This is a genomic window from Rufibacter sp. JT3400010 (assembly GCF_054956755.1).
This window is the reverse complement of the sequence record NZ_JBUDXA010000001.1, coordinates 306671-328710: the sequence shown is the minus strand read 5'-3', so window position 1 is coordinate 328710 and position 22040 is coordinate 306671. Positions and strand designations below refer to the sequence as shown.

Genomic DNA, 22040 nt, shown 5'->3' with positions numbered 1-22040 from the left:
ATTGGCATAGGAATTGAATGGGATTGTTTGCCTTGGGTATTGATCCAAGGGTACAGGATTAAAGGTACGTAATTTATTGCTCATTTCCAAAACCACGCTGAGAGTACTTAGCATGGAAAGGATCGAACCATATATATCTCCTGCCGCCATACAGGTACCCAGGGATATAAGGTTGAGGATTAAGTTTACTGTTGCCATCTTGTTTCTATTAAAAATCCCCAGGATCATGTATTGATCCTAATACCGAAGGTGTATGCCGACGTTCAGAGGTTAAATTCTTTGAAGGGCTGTTGTGTTAGAACTTGTGAGGAGGGTTCAGTTCGTAGTGCGAAACAGTGATGTTTAGCCAAGAGTGGAGATAGGGCTTGTTGGGGTGAAAATCCTCAGCGGACTGGGGAGAATGCATTTGCATTTTCTTTGGGTAGTAGTTTGCAAGCATGGATTAAAACTCGAAGAGTGTCCGTAGCCTAAGCTCCCATTAAAGCACAACAAATTAAGCTAATGCTGTACACTGAAAAGCTATGGGATGAGTGGGAGAAGAAAACTCTAAAAAATTTCAAGAAAAAGACTTACCTACATTTTGACCATCCATTCGATTTTTCAAAATCAAAGGAAAAGATAAAAGAAATTGTAAGTTCAAGTGAAAAGGTTGCAGCCCACTCCTTTAAACCTTTATTAAAAATTGAATTAAAAACTCCTCGATACAAATATCAAGAGGAGATAGCTGGTGGCCCTTATTTGTCTTCCAAAGAAAGAAAGGAAAATTATTGTCTTGAGACTAAAATAAGACCCATTTCTTTTGCTTCCCACTTTGACAGGTATATCTATAGCTTTTACTCCTACGCGTTAACTCTTAGGTATCAAGACTATATTAAAAGTAAGGGATTCGGTGATTGCGTTTTTGCTTACCGTAATGATCTTGACGGTAAATGTAATATACAATTTGCAAAAGAGGTATTTGACTATATAAAGAAAACAGGATCATGCACAGCTATAGCTTTAGATATTAAAGGCTATTTTGACAGTATTGACCATCAAAAATTAAAAGAAAAATGGTGTAAGATAGTTGGGGTTGCGAACAAGTCCCTGCCTATTGATCAATACAATGTTTTTAAATCCCTTACTAGATATAGCTATGTTTACAAAAACACCATCTTAAAACACTTTAATATTGATTTAGAAAGATCAAAGAATAGCACAGGAAAAGTTCCTACCTTGACTGATTTAGTACCAGGTCAGAATTTTAAAAATAAGTTTGCTGAGTTAAGAGAAAAGAATATTATTCTGCAAAATAGCACCCATGATATTGCTGCAGATGGAACAAAACGGTTTTATGGTATACCTCAAGGTTCACCAATAAGTGCACTTCTTTCTAATATTTTTTTAGTAGATTTTGATGAAGAAATCTATAATCTAAGTATAAAAGAAGGCTTCTTATACAGGAGATACTGTGATGATATAATTATAATTGTTCCAAATACCAAGGTTGAACATTACCACGATCTCTTGGAATGTCGTATCGCTGATTATCATCTTAAGATACAAAATAAGAAAACAGAAAAGATTTTATTCGCTAAAGATAAATTAGGTAAGTTAAGAGGATTCAATAGTGAGAAGCTCAAATATATTCTAGGTTTTGACGAAGAGACCAATGAAGAGCTTTTTTATAAGAATCTGCAGTATTTAGGATTTGAATTTAATGGACATAAAACATTTATACGTGGCACAAGTTTGTCTCGGTATTTCCGTAAGATGAATAAACGGATTATCAAAACTGTATATATGTCTTATAGCCCTAGAGCTAGAGGAGTGAAAATTTTTAAGAAGCAATTATTCGAAAGGTACACGCACTTAGGTAATCGCAACTTTCTTTCTTATGCTATAAATTCTTCAAAAGAATATTATTTTAATAAAAAAGGAAAGCGCAAAGAAGGGATGGATTCTCCTGAAATTAGGGGACAAATAGCTAAACACTTTGATATTCTCTATGCCGAGTTATCTAAAAAAACTATGGACAGAATACTTCACAAGTATAAAAGGAACAAGCTTAAGTTAATAAGAAGTTGATGAGTTTTGTATTATCAACTCCTTATTAACTTAAATTTAAGCCATATCTCTAAAGTTTTTTCTAATCCTTTCCTCCAGCTCCGCACCTTCCTCAAACTGCTGCATCAACTCTTCCGTCAACTTCTGCATTTTCTCCTCAAACGGCACACCATCATCTTCCTCGGCTTCGGAGCCTACGTAGCGACCCGGCGAGAGCACATAATTATTGGCGGCTACTTCGTCTAGCGTAGCGGCTTTGCAGAAGCCTTCTATGTCTGCGTAGCTGCCGCCCAGGTTGCGCCATTGGTGGTAGGTGTCAGAGATGCGGGCCACGTCTGCGTCTTCAAACACGCGCAGGCGGCGGCTGGCCATGGTGCCCAGTTTGCGGGCGTCAATGAACAGGATTTCGTTTTTACGTTGGCGGTGCTCGCCGTCGCGGCCGTCGCGGTTCTTGCTCAGGAGAAAGATACAGGCGGGTATGCCGGTGGTCAGGAACAGCTTGTCGGGCATCTGCACAATGCAGTCTACCATGCCTTGGGTAATCATGTGCTCGCGCACGTTCTTTTCGCCGGCGCTACCGGTGGTCATGGCGCCGTTGGCCATCACTACGCCCGCCGTGCCGCGCTCAGAGAGGTGGTGCCATAGCGTCTGGAACCACATGTAATTGGCGTTGCCGGGGGTGGTAAAGGTTTCTTTGGCCCCGAAGAGGCGCGGGTCGTTGTCGGGCAGTAGCTCGGGGTGCCAGTTAGAGATATTGAACGGCGGGTTCATGAGGGCGTAGTCAGCCTTCAGGCCGGGGAAGCGGTCGTGCAGCAGGGAGTCGCCCAGCTTCACGTCAAAGGAGAGGTTGCGCAGCAGCAGGTTCATCTTGCAGAGGCGCAGCGTGCCTTCGTAGCGCTCCTGCCCGTAAATGGAGATGTCGTTTCTGTCGCCGCCGTGCGCCTGCAGGAACTTGAGGCTCTGCACAAACATGCCGCCGCTGCCGCAGGCCAAATCCATGATGCGGCCCTTGAGCGGCTCCAGCATCTCTACCAGCAAACGCACCACGCTGCCCGGCGTAAAGAACTGCCCTGCACCGGAGCCCTCGGCCATCGCGAACTTACCTATGTAGTATTCATACACGCGGCCGTAGATGTCGCTCTCGGGGTTGTTTATCTCAGAGAAAGTCTCTTTGGAGAACAGGTTAATGAGCCCCGCTACCTGCGTAGGCGAGAGCTGGCTCTTCACGAAGATAGGCTCCAACACGCCTTTGTAGTCGGGGTTGCGCTTGGCCAGAATTTCGTCAATGAGCACGAAGGCCTGGTCTACCTTCACCTTGATGTCGTCCTGCTCGGCGTTCTCGCGCAGGTGCGCCCAGGTGGCTTCCTTGGGCAGGCGGTACACGTTCTTTACCTGGTACTCCAGCTCGTCTTCCAGCACCTCGCTCTGCTCATGCGCGGCAATGTTGTAATAGTCAGAGTTGGGCTCCAGAAAGGAAAGCTGTATCTCCTGCTTGCGTATTTCAAAGCGCTCAGAGAGGTGCTTCACAAACAGCAGCGAGAGCACGTAGTCTTTGTACTGGTTCTCGGCCACGGCGCCGCGCAACTCGTTGGCCACGTCCCAGAGTTCTTTCTCAAAATCAATATCGCCTTTGGCAGCGGGTGCCGCCGTATTCTTCTTCGCCATTAGGGGTAATAAAGGGGTATGGTGTGGGTTGGGAAGCCTAAGATATTGAAATTTTAAAAACAAGCCGGTAAAATCATGTAGTTAAAGGAAGTTCTGGGAGAGAGGCTCAGGAACGATTGGACAGGTCGCGACCTGTCCGTACTTTTTTATGCCGTTTTGGGGAAAGGACATAAAAAAAGCCTCTCCTTGCGGGAGAGGCTTTTCAGCGATTTGTCTTTATAGCGAAAGACTAAGCCAGTTTTACGTTGGTGGCGTTTAGTCCTTTTCTTCCTTCTTGAAGATCATAGACTACTTCGTCATTTTCTCTGATTTCGTCAACTAAACCAGATACGTGCACGAAGTACTCCTGATTTGAATTTGAGTCTTTGATGAAGCCGAAGCCTTTATCATCATTGAAGAATTTTACTGTTCCTTGATTCATAATAGTGATTAATATACTGTAATGACACTCCTATACTGGTAATCGTTCAGAAAGTTGGGCCAATCTACCAGATACTTTCAGAATATGCCTTTAAAACGAATCAAGGCAGGTTTTCAGCAAAATTATTATTCTACGGAACCGCGGCCAGGAAGGAGTGACCCTCACAGCCAATGGTTTTTAGAGAAAAGGAGCGGCTACTTTTTACGTAAAGGCATGGGTTTAGGCGTGGTGCTGGGGCCTTCCACTACCAGGCGGCCGTCTTTCTCAATACGCATGGGGTCAATGAACACCACCCGTTCCTCACCTGAGGCTTTAGTGCGGCCGTGGTACACGCAGAACAGCTGCTTGCCGTCTGGCGAGTACGCGATGCTGTTGTGGCCCGTACCGGTGACCTCGCCGCCTTGCTCAGTGTTCTTTTGCAGCACCGGATTATTGCGGGCTTTGGTGTAAGGACCCAGCGGACTCTTGGAAGTAGCGTACCCCACGGCATAATTCTTACCCCCGAAGTAGTTGGCCGAATACATCATGTAATACGTGTCGCCGTGCTTGAAGGTATAGGAGCCCTCGGTCCAGCGACGGTTCACTTCTTTGGACGTCACCGAGCGGCTTTCCCATTCGGCCTGGGCATCATTCATTTTGAGGGGCGGCCGGAGCAACAGCACCGGTTCGCCAATCACCCCGCTGAAGTCGGGTTTCAGTTCTACGCCGTACACCCAACTTTCCTCAATTTCCGGGAATAAGCCGGTTTTCTTCGCCCAGTCGGCCACTTCGCTTTGCACGGGGTGCTTGTAGGCGCAGCGCGAATAGTAGAGGTACAGCTTGCCATTGGGATCAAAGTACACATTGGCGTCAATGATGGGGTAGCCGGGGTCAAAGATGGGTTTGTCGCTGAGGTGTTTGAAAGGGCCGGTGGGTTTATCGGCTACGGCTACGCCGATGCGGAAATTCTCTTCCTCGTTATTCGGGTTCACGCGCCAGTCGGCGGAGTAGAAGAGGTAATATTTATCTTTGACTTTGTACACCTCGGGCGCCCAGAAGTTCTTCACGTCCCAGGAGCCGTTGATATTGCCCCTGAACACCTGCCCCTCGCTTTTCCAGTTTACCAGGTCTTTTGACGAATACGTGCCGAAACCATCTTTGGCCCCGCCGCCCGTACCGTACATGTAATACAGTTTGCTGGGCGCGTCATACAACACGTACGGGTCCCCGAACTCCACCGGCAGCGGATTCTTATACATACCCGTTTTCACAGCCGCCGGAGCCGCAGCCTTGGTCTTCTGGGCTTGCGCCGAAAGTTCAGGACTCATGAATAGAAGGCCCAGGGAAATAGCAAGTACACTTTTTCTGAAGTACATAGGCATGAGGGGTTACTGTCTTCTTAAAAATAGCGAATATTAAGCAGGCCCGTTTGCCTGGACCTCAGGAAAGATAAGGAAACTGTCTACAACTTTCCAGTTTGATTTTGGCTCCGCCCGAATCAATCCTCTGCAATGCGGTTTGGCAAAGCGTATCAAGGAAGTAAGTGAGAAACTCCGCTAGATGTTTACAGGCTAATTTACGAAAACAAGCTTGATACCTATGATGTCTCCAAAACCCCACAGGTTTAGAAATAATTGTATTTAACTGGCGCGAGACTCCAGTCTCGTGACTGAGGATGAAACGAGTCTCCAGACTCGCCGGGAACCACCAGCACAGGTGTATGATTAAGTGAACCCGTGATGAAGCACCGCTAAGCAGGCCAATAACAGAATGTTTCTTTTCTTTAAGGGTCCTATACTCCTCCTCGGTCTGTCCCCTGACAGACGGAAATGGTAGAGCGGAAACCTACCGGTGTTGGGCGCGACACAACATTGTCAGCAATGCGTGATCCGGCAGGTGTAAACACCCCTCTACGCTCCCCTCAAGGGGAGAATCAGCGCTGGAAGAGCTGCCTGTCAGGAGACAGGCCAAGGAGATGTCTTTCGCCTTACGAAAGTTGTAACCTTTCTACCATTTTAGATCTTAGGTCCAATTGTAAAAACTTGAGCCAGGAAGATGACGGAAAGAATCTTCATGGCTCAAGTAAGGCATGTATCAGCACTGCTGAAGCACTTGAGTGGATTACACGCTTGTCTTTAATCTTGCTTCTCCTTATTCATTTTACATGAAAGCTCTAACCACAGTTAAAAGAAGCTTTTGATTTTAGACATGACCTGAATTTTCTCTTTTACCTGGAAATTGGCTTTCGCCAGTTGGCGACCGGTTTCGTCATAGATTTCTACTTTGTGGTCACCTGCCACGAAGGTGGTGTCCCGGTCGCTACCCCAGCCTGAGAGGTAAAGGTATTCCTCTTGGGGACTGTAGTTGAGGGTGGCCGCAAAGGAATAGCCGTTAGGAGAGGACTTCGGGTTGAAATACAGTTGGCCATTGGGTTTCAGGTATTTCACCAGTACATTCAGTTGGCCAGGTTTATCGGCGAGCACCGCAATCTTCATCCGGCTGAAAATGTATTTAATTTCAGTGCGATCAAAGGAGGTCCCGTACACGTTGGGGGCCGCGGAATTGAAGAAGTCGAGGTGCTCTACCAGAAAGGGTTGAAGACGGGCTACCTTGGTGTATTGACTTCGCACAGCCAGCAGTTCCTTCTGTAATTCGCCTATTTTTAATTGCTGGTTCGCTTTCTCTTTCTCCAGTTCCTTCTGTAGTTCGCTTACTTTCAGTTGCTGGGCGGCCTTCTCTTTCTCCAGTGCCTGGATTTTACCCTCTGCCGACCTTGTCTGCACAGTTTCCTGCTCCAGTTCCCGCGTTTTACGCTGCACTTCCTGCTGCGAGGCCGCCGTCGCTTTCTTTTGCTCTTCCAGTTGCTGCTGCACTGCCTGACGCTGCGCATGGCCGGCTTCCAGCGCTTGGACATTCGCTTGTAGTTGAGTCTTGGCTTGGGCTACCTGCTGCTCTACTTTCTGGAGGTTGGCGCGGAGGCTGGCTTCTTCCTGCGTGAGTGCCTTGAGTTTGCCGTTCAGGTCCACCAGTTGCTGTGACGCCTGCGCTTGTTCGGTTTCTTTGGTTTTGAGCAGAATCTGCAAGCGCGCTGTTTCCTGCTCTTGCCGGGAATGCTTTTCCTGAAGGTTTTTTAATTGTACAGAAAGTTGCGCCTGTTCTTCGGTTTTGGTCTGCAGGAGGGCTTGAGAACGGGATGCATCCTGCGCTAATTGCTGGATTCTGGTCTGTAGCGCTTCTTTTGCTTTGACTTCCTCGGCGAGTTCTTTCGTTTGGCGTTCCAGCACGTGCTGCTGTTGGGCTGCTTCCGCTTGCAACGTTTGTAGCTGGGCAGTTAGGGTTTGCATCTGGTCTCTTTCTAGTTGCAGTGCTTCGGCTTGCTGCTCCACCGCGATGGTTTTATCCTGCAGCACCTGCTTTAATTGCGCAAGGGACAGTTCCAGTTGATGAACCTGGTGCTGCAACGCTTGTTTTTGGGCCGTGGCTTCCTTTAACTCTAGCTGTAGTTGCTGTTGCTGGTTTTTTTCGCCTTTAACGGATGGAACAACGGGAGAAGGTAGCAGTGGGCGTTTTTCAAGTTCCAGTAACTGGCTTTGCAAGGTTTTTTGTTGCTGTAGCGCTAGTTCCAGTTCTCTGGTTTTGCCTTGCAGTTCACTTCTGGTTTGTTGTAATTCGTTTTTGGCTTTTTGTAATTCGCCTTTGGCTTTTCGTAATTCAGTTTCGGATTGCTGTAATTCACTTTTGACCTGATCAGAATGCGTTGCCAGATCCGTAAGACGGGTTTTCTGCTGGGCGTTTTCTTGGGTTAGGGTTTGGATCTGTTTTTCGCGGTGCTGCTGTTGGCCAGCCTCTAAGAGGAGCCCCTGTATTCGTTTTTCCAGCGCCTGTTTCAGTTGCTGTTCGCGGACAAGTTCTGCTGTTTTGTCTTCAATGGTTCGGTTAGATTTCTGCAGGTCCAGCTCTACCGTTTTGAGTTGTTGGCTAGTTTTTTGCAAGTCTAGCTCTACTGACTGGGTCTTCTGGTTGGCATGCAGTAATGCCTGCTCCAAAGCCTGAATTTTGCGCCGTAGTTCATGCTGTTGTTCCTGGTGTTCTGCGGTTCTATCGGCTGATTGATGGGCTTTTCTCTGGGATTCGCTTTCCTGCTCCAGTTCCTTTATCTTTTTCTGCAGTGCGCCGCGCTCGTTCTTCACCTCAAAAAGGGCTTTCACAAAGTGCTCTAACTCCTGGTGCAAAGATTTTTTCTCTTCCAGCAGGGAATCCATTTGTTCGGTTTGGTCGCGCAGTTTCAGCTCCAGGCGCGCCACCTGGTACTCCATGTTCTTGATGCTGCTGGGCAGAACTGGTCCGGCGGGCGCCACCGGTCTGAACCGCCGGTTGTCATAGCCCCGTTTCTTTTCCAGGTCAGATAAAATCTCGTAGGCCTCTTTTACTTCCTTGAAATATTCCTCGAAAAACGGTTCGCCTTGGTTTAGGTCTGGATGTACTTTTTTGGACAGTTTACGGTAAGCTTCTTTTATTTCAGGTTGCGATGCGTTTTCTTTTATTCCTAGAAGTTGGTAGTAGTTCTTATTCATATTCAATATGCACCAAAGGCAATGATATACTTCGTTTCGGCTCTGTTTTCCAATTTCAGGGCAGAAACAATACTTTCATTTGATTCAATAATACTCAACCTCTAAAGTAGCTATAATTATAGAGGCTTCCTGCATCTTTGGAGTAATTCTGGCGTTAGGGCTTTCTAAATTCTAAAAACCATCCTTGCAAAAACAATGATCTGGTGAACAGGTGCTTTTACAGCAATATTCTGAGAGAGGGGCTGGTTTTTAGCCTGTTTTCTTTAAAAAGCGTTCAAACAGGAATACATGTAAGGCTCACGACCATTCAAAACATAGTTCCTGGTTTAAAGGCCGTTTTTACAATCATTTAAGTAAATTGGCCCTAAACTGCTTTTTTTCAATAACTCCTCACTTGCCATATGTCTTCTGCAGATGCATTTCCAGACTTACCAATAGCCTTATTAGAACAAACCGGTCAGGCGTTTTTTGCTTATGAACTGGGTTCTACTGCGTGTGTATACAAGAGTCCGGCTTTTGAAGCCAGATTTAAGTTTCTGGCAGAACGCGCCGCTCCCGCTGAACTGTTGGCGCTGGTTCACCCCGAGGATAAGTCTTTTGTAGAGGAAAAAATTGCGGGTTTGCTCCAGCAAGGCACTTCTTCTGCCATGGAGTTCCGCATCCAGCTTCCGGAACATCCGGAACAATGGGTCTGCCTGTCGCCGGCGCTTCTGGAGAAACCCGCCGGTAAATTGCTGATTGGCCACGTGGAAGAAATTACTATCCAACGGAAATACAACGACCATCTTAAGAGATTCTCCAACAAAAAGGATTCCGTGCTTAACATTCTGGCCCATGATCTGGCGGGCCCCTTAGGCATGATCCAGAACCTTTCTGGCCATCTGTCTGAACAATTGAATGCTTCTAAGGATGAGGAGACCTTGAACGTCCTGCATTTGATTGAAAAGATCAGTAAACAAGGCTCTGAGTTGTTGCGGGAGTTTATGGCCCAGGAGTTTCTAGAATCTACCAACACAGATTTGGTCACCAGACGGGTGAATCTGGTGAAGAAAATGCGCGAAGCTCTAAACGAGTACAAAAAAGTAGGAGGTGAGCTGTTGCCGAAGGAGGTCCATTTTGTCTGCGCCCAGGAAGAGATCTTTGTGGAGATTGACGACCTTAAATTCCTGCAAGTCATAACCAACCTCATTTCCAATTCCCTAAAATTCACCCCAGACGGAGGAACCATCACCGTCACGTTGCGGGAGGAAGACACCAACATCTTAGTAACGGTAGCCGATACCGGCATTGGCATTCCTCAAAAATACAGAGACACCCTCTTCGATAAATTCACGAACGCCAGAAGGCCCGGCTTAAAAGGCGAAAAATCAATAGGTCTGGGCATGTCCATTGTGAAAACCATTGTGGAATGGCATAAAGGGGTGATCTGGTTTGAGAGCGAGGAGGGAAAAGGCACTACTTTCTACATTCGTCTACCCAAGGGTACAACCAAGGCTACCGTATATAAATAAAGTAGGCAGAAGTGTAGAAGGTATGGTACAGCACGGTAGAGGCGCAATACCTTGCGTTTGGGCTTTATGGAACGCTCGTGCACGCCAGATGCAAGGTATTTAGTCCCTACAAAAAAAACTAATTCTTTAAAACGGGCGATGACACTGAAGTTACCTCCCTGCTTGTTGGAGTATTTTCTTAAATGAAACTTAAATTACACCAGAAAAGCCCTCAGAAGATGAACGTTTTAGAAGTAGATGATTTACTTTATAGAACTTATATTCAGTTTTAGATAACTAGATAAGTTTGTTTATATTTTCTTTTGGCGTTGGCTAAACCAGTTTTTTCTAAGATAAAGTTTTTTGCAAGAGAATATTGGTCTCCATTGCTATTTTAAATAAAAGAAGTAAATGGTTATTGGGCTCTAAATATTCCTTGTATGTAGAAATAAAGCCGAAAGAACTACGTTCCCTTCTGCGGATGCTAATTTAAAAGTAGCAGCGCCACTTTACCGTATTTTGTTTACAGGACCGAAATTTAATAAATCACCATTCATTAAAGCATTAAAATGCTTTAACGGACTCTTTATTTAATTAAGCGCGTATTATTACCTGCTTCTGCAAAAGCTATTGTTTTAGGCCAGTTTTCACGAATGTAACTTAATACAGAGTGAAAACGAAAAGAAGTAAATAGGGGAGGTATTTTCAAACAGACCAAAGAAGCAACGTGCCACTTGGTAGCTTAGGAAAGCAGATGCACTAAGGCATTGCTCTTTTAGCGGGTAACATCCGTTTCTTGGCAGGCTAAAATGTAATAAGTCTCAGCCGAGTTTTCCCTTACGGAGAAGGCCACGGTGTTAAATTCATTCCCTCTTCTGTCTTCCAGCGGGAAAAAATAGGTTATAGTGAAACCTAAGAGGTTAAATGCCTCAGAGGTAAGTTTTGGGGTGTAGTGTTCCAGAATAATTTCTAGTACTTCCTTTGAAACCTGTTCCTTCGCGAATCTTTCCATGCACATTGTACTACAAAAGGCGTGCTAATTTTTAAAGCGCGGCAATATTGTATTTTATACAGTATTAAACAAGAAAAAGTGAACTCGGGTGTCTACTTCTTTGTTTAGCGAAACTATATATGACAGATTGAATATATTGCCTGATGTAAGAATTATTTAACAAAATTTAAGAAGTAGTTGAAAAACGTCATCAAAACATTCAATATTTTCTATATCAGATACGAAAATACAACCTACCTCAGATTTTTTCAGATCTAAAATATAATCTGGAAAAGATTAGTAATCTACTCATAAGCCTAGAGTTGTAGTAAAGGCTTTGCTGTTCATTGGTTCCTACTTGTCTAAATACGTGATCTAAAAGTAAATAAAGGCTAAGCTTCAGGTAACATGTCCTGACACTTAAATTAATTACTTCTTCAGATTTCATCTACTTTCATTTGTTTATACGTTTACAGATCACAAGAATTTTTATGTCTATGAATGAGGTGATTTCCTTTACACATAGATGTAATTTTTGATGGTTATTATCTGTTGTCTTATATTATCTGTTTACTTTTACTATATACCGTGAGGATGTTGTTGATTGAATTTAGCAATAGATAGTGATGCTTATCTAATATTAATGAGCTGAAATTCAAAATAGATTAAACAGAATAAATGCCGCACCCTTGGTTACAGAAAAGGTCATGTGTTACATCTTTAAGTAAGATAGTTTATGTTAGAACGGCTGGTTTATAGAATGCAGAAAGCAGGTTCTATTAAAAATTTGCGCCTACTCAGGGAAATCTTAGAGGAACCCCAGCCAAATGAAGTCAGCGTGCAGGTAAAGGCAATCGGGCTGAACTTTGCAGACATTTTCGCCATGCAGGGCTTGTACAGCGCCACTCCCGAAGGGTCGTTTATTCCCGGTTTGGAATTTTCAGGGGAGATTATGGCGGTAGGGGATGATGTAACGGCATGGCAAGTGGGCGACAAAGTAATGGGGGTAACCAAATTTGGAGGGTATGTCTCGCACATCAACCTTCATCATAGATATGTGATTCCTCTTCCCAACACTTGGAGCTTTGAAGAAGGAGCGGGGTTTCTGGTGCAGGGGCTTACCGCATATTATGCCCTCACTCAGTTAGGTAACCTGCAAAAAGGGATGACCGTTCTGATTCACAGCGCGGCTGGTGGCGTAGGTATTCTGGCAAACCGAATCTGTAAAAAACTAGGAGCCTTTACCATTGGCAGCGTGGGCAGACCAAACAAAGTGAAGTTTCTCTTAAAGGAGGAAAACTACGATGAAGTCATTCTGCGCGGCAATGATTTTCCTGCTAAGTTGAAAGATGCCCTCCAAACCCGATCCTTGAATTTGATACTGGAATGTGTGGGCGGCAAAATTCTGGAGCAAGGTTGGAAGGCCTTGGCGCCCATGGGCCGCATGGTGGTGTATGGGAATGCCAGTTTTTCCAGCCACGGCTCTAAGCCCAATTATCCCAAACTCATCTGGAAATTTCTCCGTCGGCCCAAAATTGATCCCCTGCGTTTGCCCACTGAGAACAAGTCGCTGATGGGGTTCAATCTCATCTATCTTTATGAGCAAACAGATATGATGCTGCACTTGCTCAGCCATCTGCAAGCCCTTGACTTAAAACCCCAGTATGTGGGCCACATCTACAAATTTGAGGAAATGCACACGGCTATTCGCCTGTTTCAGCAAGGGAAAACCGTTGGCAAAGTGGTTGTGACACTATAATTGCTGGTGCTTTGTAAATCTTGCATTCCGGATTTTTCTCTTTGGTTTCCCCTGGAATCTTCTGGAAGTCACATGTTTGTTTATCCAGTGCTGGCATCTTTAATTTCCATTTTTGAACTGGCTTCACCTCAAAGCAAATAGTAAGAAACAGACCATAACCTTTCAGAAGGTGGCAGGTTTTAGAATAATATAGAATAAACCGCTCCATCAGTATTCCGGTATTAAATGACTAGCATGTTTCTAACGGCTTATGTAGGACTGATGACTCTTGCCTGGGTTTTAGGGACCATTTACCTGTTGGTCAATTGCCGGAAGGTTGCCTATTTAAAGGACGTCTCTACGGTTGCAGGTTTTCCGGAATCGAATGTCGTCATTATAATTGCGGTGAAGGACGAGGAAGTTAATCTGGAACAAGCCCTTTCCAGCGTCTGCCATCTGGAATATTCCAATTCCCGGGTACTGGTGGTCAATGATCGTTCTACTGACCGTACACCGCAGATTCTGGCGGAAATGGCCCAGGAAAATCCTAGGCTGGCAGTGATGACCATCAAGGAACTTCCGCACGGCTGGCTGGGGAAAAGCAACGCCTTGTATCAGGGGTATCTTGCTTCAAGGGAGGAATGGATGCTGTTCACAGACGCCGATGTCCTCTTTCATCCGCAAGCATTAAACAAAGCCATGCATTATGTGGCGACTCATCAGTTAGACCACTTGGCGGTGCTACCGGAGATTACCTCCCGTTCTGTTCTGTTCCAAAGTGTGATGAATACCTTTTCTGTCATGCTGGAAATGCGCCAACGCCCCTGGGAGATCAGAAATCCAAATTCCAATGCCTCCATCGGGATTGGAGCCTTCAATCTGGTGAAACGCACCGCTTACGAAAAAGCCGGAACCCACGCGGCCTTCTCCCTTCGTCCCGATGATGATTTGAAATTGGGCGAACGAATCAAAGCCGCCGGTCTGCGGCAAGATGTGGTTTACGGCGAAAAAGTAGTGTCGCTGGAATGGTATACCAGCCTGCAGGAGTTCGTGAACGGACTCATGAAAAACACGTTTTCCATTTCAAACTACCACTTGCCCACGGCCATTGGAATGGCTCTGGCCACGTTACTGGTCTTTGTACTCCCATTGCCCTTGATGCTGCTGTCAGGTAGTGCCGGGCTGGTCATGGTTTGTATACTGGTAACGTCCCAGGTTCTGCTGATACTTTTCAAAAGTGGTATTCATGGCAAGTGGTGGCACGCCTTTATGGTGCCCGTAGCAGGTTCCATCATGGTGTACATTCTGTTGAAATCTGCTTTCAAGACCATCAGGCAAGGAGGCATCTACTGGCGAGACAGTTTCTATCCTTTGGCAGAACTGAAGAAGCAGCGGTAAGGGAAATGACAGGAGTAAACCAATGATTTTCCTGGTAGAGATCTCGGCTGGTTCTGAACTGTTTTTGCCAAAATAGCCACAAAACACAAAGGCGAACCCAAGATACCCAAACAGATTCTGGCGCAAGCGTCCGCGTGTGTCCCCGTTTTGCAGATCAGCTATGCGTGCGGACGCTTGCGCCAGAAAGCTTTTGGAAGAAAGTAAATATTAGAGGGTATAGGTCCTAAGTTTCTAAGGAAAAAGGAAGTACCTGTTTTACAAGTTTAGAGAAATAGGTGGCGGAAGTTCTTCCTGCTGAGCTAGTTCATTTTGCCAGGAGAAATCAATGCAAAGCCGATGCATGTTCTCCGGCATAGATGCTTTTATTTGCACTAACTCAGACGTAAACGGATGCTCAAACGTAAGTGCGGCCGCATGGAGCAGCATGCTAGAACTCTCCAAGTTCACCAAAAACATAAGGTTGTGTCGCCAGTCTCCGTGTTTTTTGTCCCCGATGATGTAGTGCCGGATGTGCGCAAAATGTTTGCGAATCTGGTGCATGCGTCCGGTTTCGGGCTTGATTTTCACTAAACTGTAGCGGGCCGTCTGATAACGCCCCACAGCAATAGGAAGCTCTACCGTGGCAAGGCGCGTGAAGTGGGTAACCGCCGGTTGCGCTTCTTTGTGCTGGTGGTCTTTGTCCGGACGGATGGGGCTGTCTATGGTGCCTGCCTCGGGAGCATAACCCCGCACAATGGCGTAATACGTTTTATCTGGTAGCTGTTCAGCGAAGGCTTTGACCATGGGAGCCGTGGCCTCCGGAGATTTCGCGAACAGCAGCACCCCAGACGTTCCCCGGTCCAGCCGATGCACTGCGTGTACCTTGTAGCCTAACTGGTCACGGAGCAACTGCAACGCGAACTCCTTTTTCTCTTCGGCTATGCGCGTGCGGTGTACCAGCAATCCGTTTGGCTTGTTGATGGCCACATAATGCTCATCTTCAAATAGTATCTCCAGCACTTTTATCTTTCTTAATCTGGCTGCAAAATACAGAAAAATAACCTGCCCTGAACAAAGGCTTCTTCATCGGTTTTTCAAACGAGACGTGATTAGTGGAATCAGTTTAGGGCCTTTTTTCAGGAAAGAGGCCCTAAACGGAGGCTATCGGTTTGCCTGTAAAGAAAGGAACTCCTTCAATCCTTGCTCAAATAGCTCTACTTCCTGCAAGGTATTATAAGGCGTTAAGCCGATCCTGATCCACCCACCCATAGGGTTCACGTTCAACTTTTCGGCCAGGGTAGAGGCGTAGAAGTGGCCATCGGCGATGCACATGTTATAGTTTTGGGCAAACCAGGTGGTGGCTTCACGCGCATTTACTCCTTGAATGGTGAAAGCAAACGTGGGCGTTTTGGGGGTATCGGCCGGAGCTCGGTATAGACGTACCTGCGGTAATGCCCTCAGGAAGCGTTCCAGCCGCTCGGTCAGTTCCTGCTCGTGGGTTGCAATGCGCTGCATCCCAGATTTCAGGCGCTCTTTTCGGGTTGGTCCTTCTCCCAAACCTTCTATGAACGTAATGGCACCAATCAAGCCGGCAATGGCTTCGTGGTTCTGGGTGCCTGTTTCCAGTTTATCGGGTATTTCCTGGGGAGCAGGTGCTAACTTGTAGACCGGTAATTTCTCGAAAAGCGAAGTAGCTATCACCGCTATTCCTACGTGCGGCCCGAAAAACTTGTACGCCGAGCAGAGCAGCACATCGCAGTCCAACTGCTGGAAGTCAATGGAAAGATGCGGGACCGCGTGTACGGCATCAATCACCACCAACGCATTCACTTCTTTGGCCCGGGCAATGATTTTCTGGATGTTGGTGACCGTGCCCGTCACGTTGGAGGACATGCCCACCGCTACCAGTTTGGTCTTCTCGGTGATCAACTCATTTAAATTCTCCAGTTCCAGGGTGTAGGTGGCAGGGTTTACGGGAATAAATTTCACGGCGGCACCCATGTCTTTGGCGAGCGTTACCCAAGGGTCTACATTGGCCCGGTGATCCAACTCTGTTACCACCACCTCCGCGTCAGCGGAAAGAAAAGGAGCCAGGCTTCTGCCTATGGCAAACGCCAGCGAAGTCATGTTTTGCCCGAAGGCGACCTCGGTTGGGGCGCAGTTTAACAGATCTGCCATAGCTTTTCTTCCATCCAGTAAAAGAGCGTCTGTGTTGATGCTGGTTTGAAACGCCCCGTGCAGGTTTGCCATTCCGGCAGTGATGTAGTGCACCATCCCATCTACCGCCTGCTGCGCCATCTGCGTACCCCCCGGTCCGTCAAAAAATATAAACGGTTTCTTTCCTTCCACTTCTCTTAAAGCAGGAAATGACGCGCGTAGCTGGTCTACTGAAAACTGGCTCATCTGGGGTCTGGTTTTGTTAGTGGTTTATGGGTTAAGCTTTTTCTTACCCAATATAAGGGACGTACTCCTAGAAGTAGCATAAATAATAGGCGCTCAGAAAAGTAATTTGGGGTGGAGTGAGTGGGAGTAAATCAATACCTACGTTCAGATGGTCTGTTTCCACACAGAAGGGGAGTACTTTTTGTCTAAGTTGCTGAAAACATGCTATAAACCTTGAAAGAAGGCAAATGCTAATCTGGTTCTATTTTAAAGGCCATGTGTCTTAGCGGCTGGAGAAGGTATTCAAAAACAAAAAATGTACATCCAAGGCATTCAAAATGCCGAAGAAGCAGTATATTAAATACACTTGTACCTAATAGAAAGAACAACAACCCGGTAGACAATGAGTACCAGATCAGCAGACCAACAAAAGAAGCAGCGCCAAAAGGAATTTAAGGAACGAAAAGAAAACCAGGAGCGCCTTAAAGCTGCCGCCAAAAACGCAAAAAAAGAGACGGCCGATAATGACGAGGAGAATGACAGCGTGAAATAATAGTTTGATCTTTGCCCTTAGCTCTACACCGTACATTTTACCAAGCAAATGTTGCGGAGGCTGTTTCTTGCTTAAAGAAGTTTGGGGAACAGACTTACTTTAGTATTTGCTAAAAGGCATGCTCAGCTTATGCAACCAAAGGAAACGTTGGCTCACTTTCCAATACAGAACTTTGTAAAGATGTTATCCAGCAAATCATCGGTGGTAATCTCACCGGTAATCTGCCCCAGATAAAACAAGCAACGTCGGATGTCAGCGGCGAGCCAGTCGCTGGCTAGGCCGGAGTTGAGGCCTTGGAGTACTTCCAGCAAGGTATCTGACGTTTGCTGCAGGCTTTGGTAGTGGCGGAGGTTGGTGACAATGGTGCGGTCTCCGGCCATTGCTTCATGGGCGTTCACCTGATCCAGGAGCATCTGTTTCAGTTCGTCTAACCCTTCCTTTGTTCCAGCTGACATAAATACCAGATTTTCTACATGTGAGAAGGCGGCCAACTGATCAGGGGAGGCTAAATCTTTTTTATTGGCGAGCAGAAGGTAAGGAACATCCGGCAACTCCAAAGCTGCTACTTCTTCCCCAAGTTGAGCAGGAGTGATGGTAGAAACATCAAAAAGGTAGAGTACCAATGCTGCCTTTTTCAGCTGCTCTTTCGTGCGGGATACGCCAATCGCTTCAACGGTATCCTGGGTTTCCCGTAGACCTGCCGTGTCAATAAATCTGAAACGGATACCGCCAATGAGAGCTTCGTCTTCAATTACATCTCTGGTGGTGCCTGGGATGTCAGAGACAATGGCTTTTTCCTCGTTGAGCAGCGCGTTGAGCAAAGTGGATTTACCGGCATTGGGTTTTCCGGCAATGACCGTGGGCACGCCGTTCTTCAGTACATTGCCCATTTCAAACGATTGTAAAAGATCGCTGATGAGTCGCTGCAAGGTAGAGATCAAACGGCGAAGTGCTTCCCGATCGGCAAATTCCACGTCTTCTTCGCTGAAATCCAGTTCCAGTTCAATCATGGAGGCGAAGTGGATGAGCTGCGCGCGCAGGGCTTTGATTTCCTGCGAGAATCCGCCGCGCATCTGCTTCATGGCCACCTGATGCGTTAAGGCAGAATCTGAAGCAATTAAATCAGCGACCGCTTCGGCCTGGGCCAAATCAAACTGGCCATTCAGGAAGGCACGTTTCGTGAATTCGCCGGGCTCCGCTAGACGGGCACCTTTGCGCAGGAACAACTTCAATAGTTGCTCTGTGATGTACGGCGACCCGTGGCAGGAAACTTCCACCACGTCTTCCTTGGTGTAGGAGGAAGGAGCTTTAAACAGAGAAACCACAACCTCGTCCAGAATCTTTTCGCCGTCTCTGATGGTGCCAAAATGCAGCGTGTGCGAAGGCTGTTGCGTCAGGTTCTTGCCTTTGAAAACATCCTGTACAATGGAAATCGCCTCGGGACCCGAAAGCCGGATGATGGCAATGGCGCCGTGACCGGCGGCGGTGGCCAGCGCCACAATGGTATCTTTGGAGAGGAGAGAAGGTATCAACGTCGTAATTGCTGAGTGAGCGGCCGTTTACCGGCTAATTTTCCGAAAGATACGCCAAAGCGCGCAGAAAATCTTTGGGCGGTATATAGCCAGGTACCCGTTCCATGACTTGTTGTTTCTCGTTCAGGAAAACGGTGGAGGGATAGCTCATCTGCCCTTGCAGGAGGGACAGCGCCAGTTCATGCGCCCGGTACTTCTCCAGGTACTTGTAGGTCTTGCCTTGGATAGTAATGGGCTGCCGCTGTTCGGCGTTCAGTTTCACCACATAAAAGTCCTGGTTCAGTTTTTTGACAACATCGGGGTTCAGGTACACTTGTTTGTCCATTTTCTTGCACCAGCCGCACCAGTCGGTGTACACATCTACCAGTATTTTCTTGGGCTTGGTTTTGCTTTTTTGCAGCGCTTGTTCTAGCGTAAGCCATTCCAGTTTTTCAGCGGGCGCAGAGGCCGTTTTGATTGTAGGAGATGACTTAACCAACCTCGGCTGCGCGATAGCTGTGTTGAGGAGGGAAGTGAAAACTAGTATAAGAAGGTACATGTATTGGTCAGAAGAAAGCCTTCCTGCTGAAAGTCTGTTGGAGTAAATTCGGGAAGATGTCCTATATACGTTTGACAAGGAAAACTATTGTGCGAACCTGATTGAAAAGCAGCAGATTCCAGTCTATTTTGGGCTGATTTTACCAAATCAGCCCAAAATAGAAGGTTTTTCTCTTCAATGAAGGATTAGAAAATAATCCTAAATCAGAAAGGGAATTAAATACCATCGACCCTGATTATCGGCTTAAATCTGGAAAATAGCCTGTATTCAGAAACACTCTTAGGTTCTGTCAATGATAAACATACTCGCTAGTTGACCTTCACAAAAATGGGTGTTTCTGAAATCTTTGCAGTATAGGAGCCATTAACGGGTACCACCTGGCTTTTGAGGGAGGTAACGTTGTCTACCAAGGAATACAGGGTGATGGATTTTACTCCCGGTAATGCCAATGTATAGGTGTCCATGGCGCCTGTCATGGAAGGAAGCCACAGCGCATACATCACGTTTTTCTGACGAGTAGACTTCAGGACCATGGGTGACGCACTCAGGAGTTGTTGCGGGGTGTAGTCTCCAAACTCTTTCTGGAACTGAGCAGAATACCAGGCCGCGGTTCTTTTCTCTTTGGGGTACTTTCCGAAATTCCGGGCGAAAAATCCGGAGGTGGCGTAAATGGAGCTGGACGTATAGGGATCTTCCAGGTAAACGGGGTCTTCCAAAATGTAGAACTGCAGCCCGTCTACTCCGTGAAAAGCATAGGTGAGTTGGTCCCTTAAAACCCAGACGCCTTGCGTGTGTTTCCTTGAACTGACATACCCGGTGGCGGAATTTTTGATATCTGCCGCTCCTTGCTCTGACGGGCCTACATCATACCCTAATTCTCCTATGTGAACAGGTACCGTTCTGCCCACCAACTGTTGATGCAGGTTTTTCATTTCCTGTACTTTCGCAACAGCAGATTTGTGCATGTCGGCCGGAACGGCAAACCTGGGGCCATTCTTGTGCTGTTCTAAGCCCGAGGAGGTGGTGTATTGGTGGTACTTCACTACATCCCAGCAAATATCTACGGTTCCGTCTTTGCGGTAGCCCCGGTTCTCACGGCACCAATCAATCATGGCCCGGTAAAATCTGGGATTGGCAGACACAATGCCGCCTACGTACGCCTTCAGGTTAGGGTCTCCTTTTTTAACCCCAGCCCGAGGGCCAAGCGTCCCTTTATGCCCATCATAGAACGCCGAGAGAAAAGCGGCGTGCTCGTAAGGGTTCAGGTATCTTTTTCGTCCGTGCCAATGCGCGTTCATCTCATTGCCGGCCTCTACACCATCCAGCAAGTCCAGCCCCACTAATTTGTCTGGGGTAAGCACCAGCTTTGGGTCCACGGATTTGTTGGTTCCGTAACGGGCCGCCGACTGAAAAGCCATTTGCGCGAAGGCTTTGTAAGTAGCGGGCGTTACCCGGTCGCGGTCCAGGTTTTTGTTGAAGACGTTCTTGAGCTTGCCCACAGGGTTCTTGTCTGAGGCATTGGCTTTGGTGAACACATCCAGGTAGGTGGTGTTGTCATTGGTGGTTCTCAGCACATACTCTTTGCCGTTCCAAGTGTAGCACAGTTTGGTATCATTGGCTACATAGGTAGTAGGCTCGTTTGAGGTAAACGGAAAATCCTTCGGGCTGGTAGCACCATCTGCCGGAAAAGCAGCCAAGCTGTTGTAAAAGGCCACGTTCCCTTTGTAGGGATGGTACGCATTCTCCCCATTCCGGTAGCTCACGTTGTCTACATGTGATTTGGGGTAAGTATCTGTAATCCAGGCTGGAATCGTTTTGATGGCCTGGATGTTTTTGACGCCCTTTGCTTTCAAGCGGGCGAAACCACGGTCCTGGTTCCATTCGCCACTGTGGGCCGGGGCGTACCGGTAATCATCTTTCACCGCCTCAAACAGGTGCCAGTCGTCATAAGCCCGGTTCCAGCCCATCTGATCGAATCTAGACAGTTGGGAAACCGTACCCGGAGCATTCTGGTTGGCCTCTTTGCCGGTGTTGTCCCACGGGAAGGAGTTGACGCCGTACATATTCCGGAAGTTCACCCGCGTAACCGGAATAGCCTTAGGGGCCACATAAGGGGTGTATTTCCCTACAAACTGAATCTCACTGGGGTAGATACCTTCATCTGTGTTATGCGTCATGTTTTTAGGCATCAGAAAGATGACCGCTTTCACTTTCTGGTATTGCGCCGGAATGGGGTGGTTCAGCCAGGCTAAATACTGGTTGCCATGAAAATCTGGCACCACGCCCTCAATTCGTTTCCCATTGGTTAATAACAAATCAATCTTCAGCGGATTGGAAGAACTGCCTTTGCCATCATAGAAGTTGATCTGGGTTAATTCAACCCCCATTTCCGCGGGAAAAGTGAACATGGTTTCGGTGGTCTCCATGACGCCTTTCAGGTTGTAAGAAGTAGGTGTGTCTGGATTGTCGCCTAGTACGCCATCAAACCATAGATCAAAGTTGTTCTCTGACACATCTAACTGGTACGCCCAATCTGATTTGTAAGGAATGATCCCGGTTTTTCTACCGTCTGCCGCTTCCTCAGAAGTTAAGTGGATGGGAGTGGGGGGAGGCGGAGCGGCTTGGGAGCAGCCCTTTACTTGCGCAATGATTCCTAGTAAACTGAGATGAAAGACAAAGAAAAGGTAGTGCATAGCGTACGCCTGAACGGGTTATATTTTAGCTCCCGTACCTGTGTCACACAATCGGGATTGG

14 protein-coding genes are annotated in these 22040 nt (G+C 46.9%); 5 read left to right on the top strand and 9 right to left on the bottom strand.

Annotated features, from left to right (window positions below; genetic code table 11):
• Positions 1–501: 501 nt before the first annotated feature.
• Positions 502–2067, top strand: a complete 1566-nt coding sequence (drt2, locus tag ACY0JR_RS01325) for an antiviral reverse transcriptase Drt2 (protein WP_462631995.1) — start codon at positions 502–504, stop codon at positions 2065–2067.
• A 36-nt stretch (positions 2068–2103) separates the two neighbouring features.
• On the opposite strand, the gene ACY0JR_RS01320 is transcribed toward drt2, so the two are convergent.
• From ACY0JR_RS01320 to ACY0JR_RS01305, 4 genes are all read right to left on the bottom strand, one after another.
• On the bottom strand, positions 2104–3711 hold the full coding sequence (locus ACY0JR_RS01320) for a type I restriction-modification system subunit M (RefSeq protein ID WP_462631994.1): 1608 nt from the start codon (positions 3709–3711) through the stop codon (positions 2104–2106).
• Positions 3712–3940: 229 nt separating this feature from the next.
• On the bottom strand, positions 3941–4132 hold the full coding sequence (locus tag ACY0JR_RS01315) for a cold-shock protein (protein WP_462631993.1): 192 nt from the start codon (positions 4130–4132) through the stop codon (positions 3941–3943).
• Positions 4133–4326: 194 nt separating this feature from the next.
• Entirely contained in the window at positions 4327–5439 is a 1113-nt protein-coding gene (locus tag ACY0JR_RS01310) for a glycoside hydrolase family 43 protein (RefSeq protein WP_462631992.1), read from the bottom strand.
• A gap of 855 nt (positions 5440–6294) precedes the next feature.
• Positions 6295–8685: a J domain-containing protein gene (locus ACY0JR_RS01305; RefSeq protein ID WP_462631991.1), complete on the bottom strand. Its 2391-nt coding sequence runs from the start codon at positions 8683–8685 to the stop codon at positions 6295–6297.
• A gap of 401 nt (positions 8686–9086) precedes the next feature.
• Here ACY0JR_RS01305 and ACY0JR_RS01300 point away from each other — a divergent pair, with 401 nt between their 5' ends.
• The 3 genes from ACY0JR_RS01300 to ACY0JR_RS01290 all read left to right on the top strand — a co-directional run bounded on the left by ACY0JR_RS01300 (position 9087) and on the right by ACY0JR_RS01290 (position 14302).
• Positions 9087–10196: a PAS domain-containing sensor histidine kinase gene (locus tag ACY0JR_RS01300; RefSeq protein WP_462631990.1), complete on the top strand. Its 1110-nt coding sequence runs from the start codon at positions 9087–9089 to the stop codon at positions 10194–10196.
• 1730 nt (positions 10197–11926) lie between these two features.
• Positions 11927–12925 carry an alcohol dehydrogenase catalytic domain-containing protein gene (locus ACY0JR_RS01295; RefSeq protein ID WP_462631989.1) on the top strand — a complete coding sequence of 333 codons (999 nt, stop codon included), beginning with the start codon at positions 11927–11929 and terminating at the stop codon, positions 12923–12925.
• Positions 12926–13150: 225 nt separating this feature from the next.
• Entirely contained in the window at positions 13151–14302 is a 1152-nt protein-coding gene (locus ACY0JR_RS01290) for a glycosyltransferase family 2 protein (RefSeq protein WP_462631987.1), read from the top strand.
• Positions 14303–14557: 255 nt separating this feature from the next.
• On the opposite strand, the gene ACY0JR_RS01285 is transcribed toward ACY0JR_RS01290, so the two are convergent.
• Both ACY0JR_RS01285 and ACY0JR_RS01280 read right to left on the bottom strand, forming a co-directional pair.
• Positions 14558–15301: a pseudouridine synthase gene (locus tag ACY0JR_RS01285; protein WP_462631986.1), complete on the bottom strand. Its 744-nt coding sequence runs from the start codon at positions 15299–15301 to the stop codon at positions 14558–14560.
• Between the two features lie 141 nt (positions 15302–15442).
• The gene (locus ACY0JR_RS01280; RefSeq protein WP_462631985.1) at positions 15443–16684 is read right to left on the bottom strand and encodes a cysteine desulfurase-like protein; all 1242 of its coding nucleotides are present in this window, start codon (positions 16682–16684) and stop codon (positions 15443–15445) included.
• Positions 16685–17066: 382 nt separating this feature from the next.
• Here ACY0JR_RS01280 and ACY0JR_RS01275 point away from each other — a divergent pair, with 382 nt between their 5' ends.
• Positions 17067–17216 carry a hypothetical protein gene (locus ACY0JR_RS01275; protein ID WP_462631984.1) on the top strand — a complete coding sequence of 50 codons (150 nt, stop codon included), beginning with the start codon at positions 17067–17069 and terminating at the stop codon, positions 17214–17216.
• Positions 17217–17368: 152 nt separating this feature from the next.
• Here the strand turns inward: ACY0JR_RS01275 and mnmE are convergent, their stop codons facing one another.
• From mnmE to ACY0JR_RS01260, 3 genes are all read right to left on the bottom strand, one after another.
• Positions 17369–18748, bottom strand: coding sequence for a tRNA uridine-5-carboxymethylaminomethyl(34) synthesis GTPase MnmE (mnmE, locus tag ACY0JR_RS01270; protein ID WP_462631983.1), 1380 nt, complete (start codon positions 18746–18748; stop codon positions 17369–17371).
• 34 nt (positions 18749–18782) lie between these two features.
• Entirely contained in the window at positions 18783–19286 is a 504-nt protein-coding gene (locus tag ACY0JR_RS01265) for a thioredoxin family protein (protein ID WP_462631981.1), read from the bottom strand.
• Between the two features lie 308 nt (positions 19287–19594).
• Complete coding sequence (locus tag ACY0JR_RS01260; protein WP_462631980.1) at positions 19595–21979, bottom strand: hypothetical protein; 2385 nt, start codon at positions 21977–21979, stop codon at positions 19595–19597.
• Positions 21980–22040: the final 61 nt, after the last annotated feature.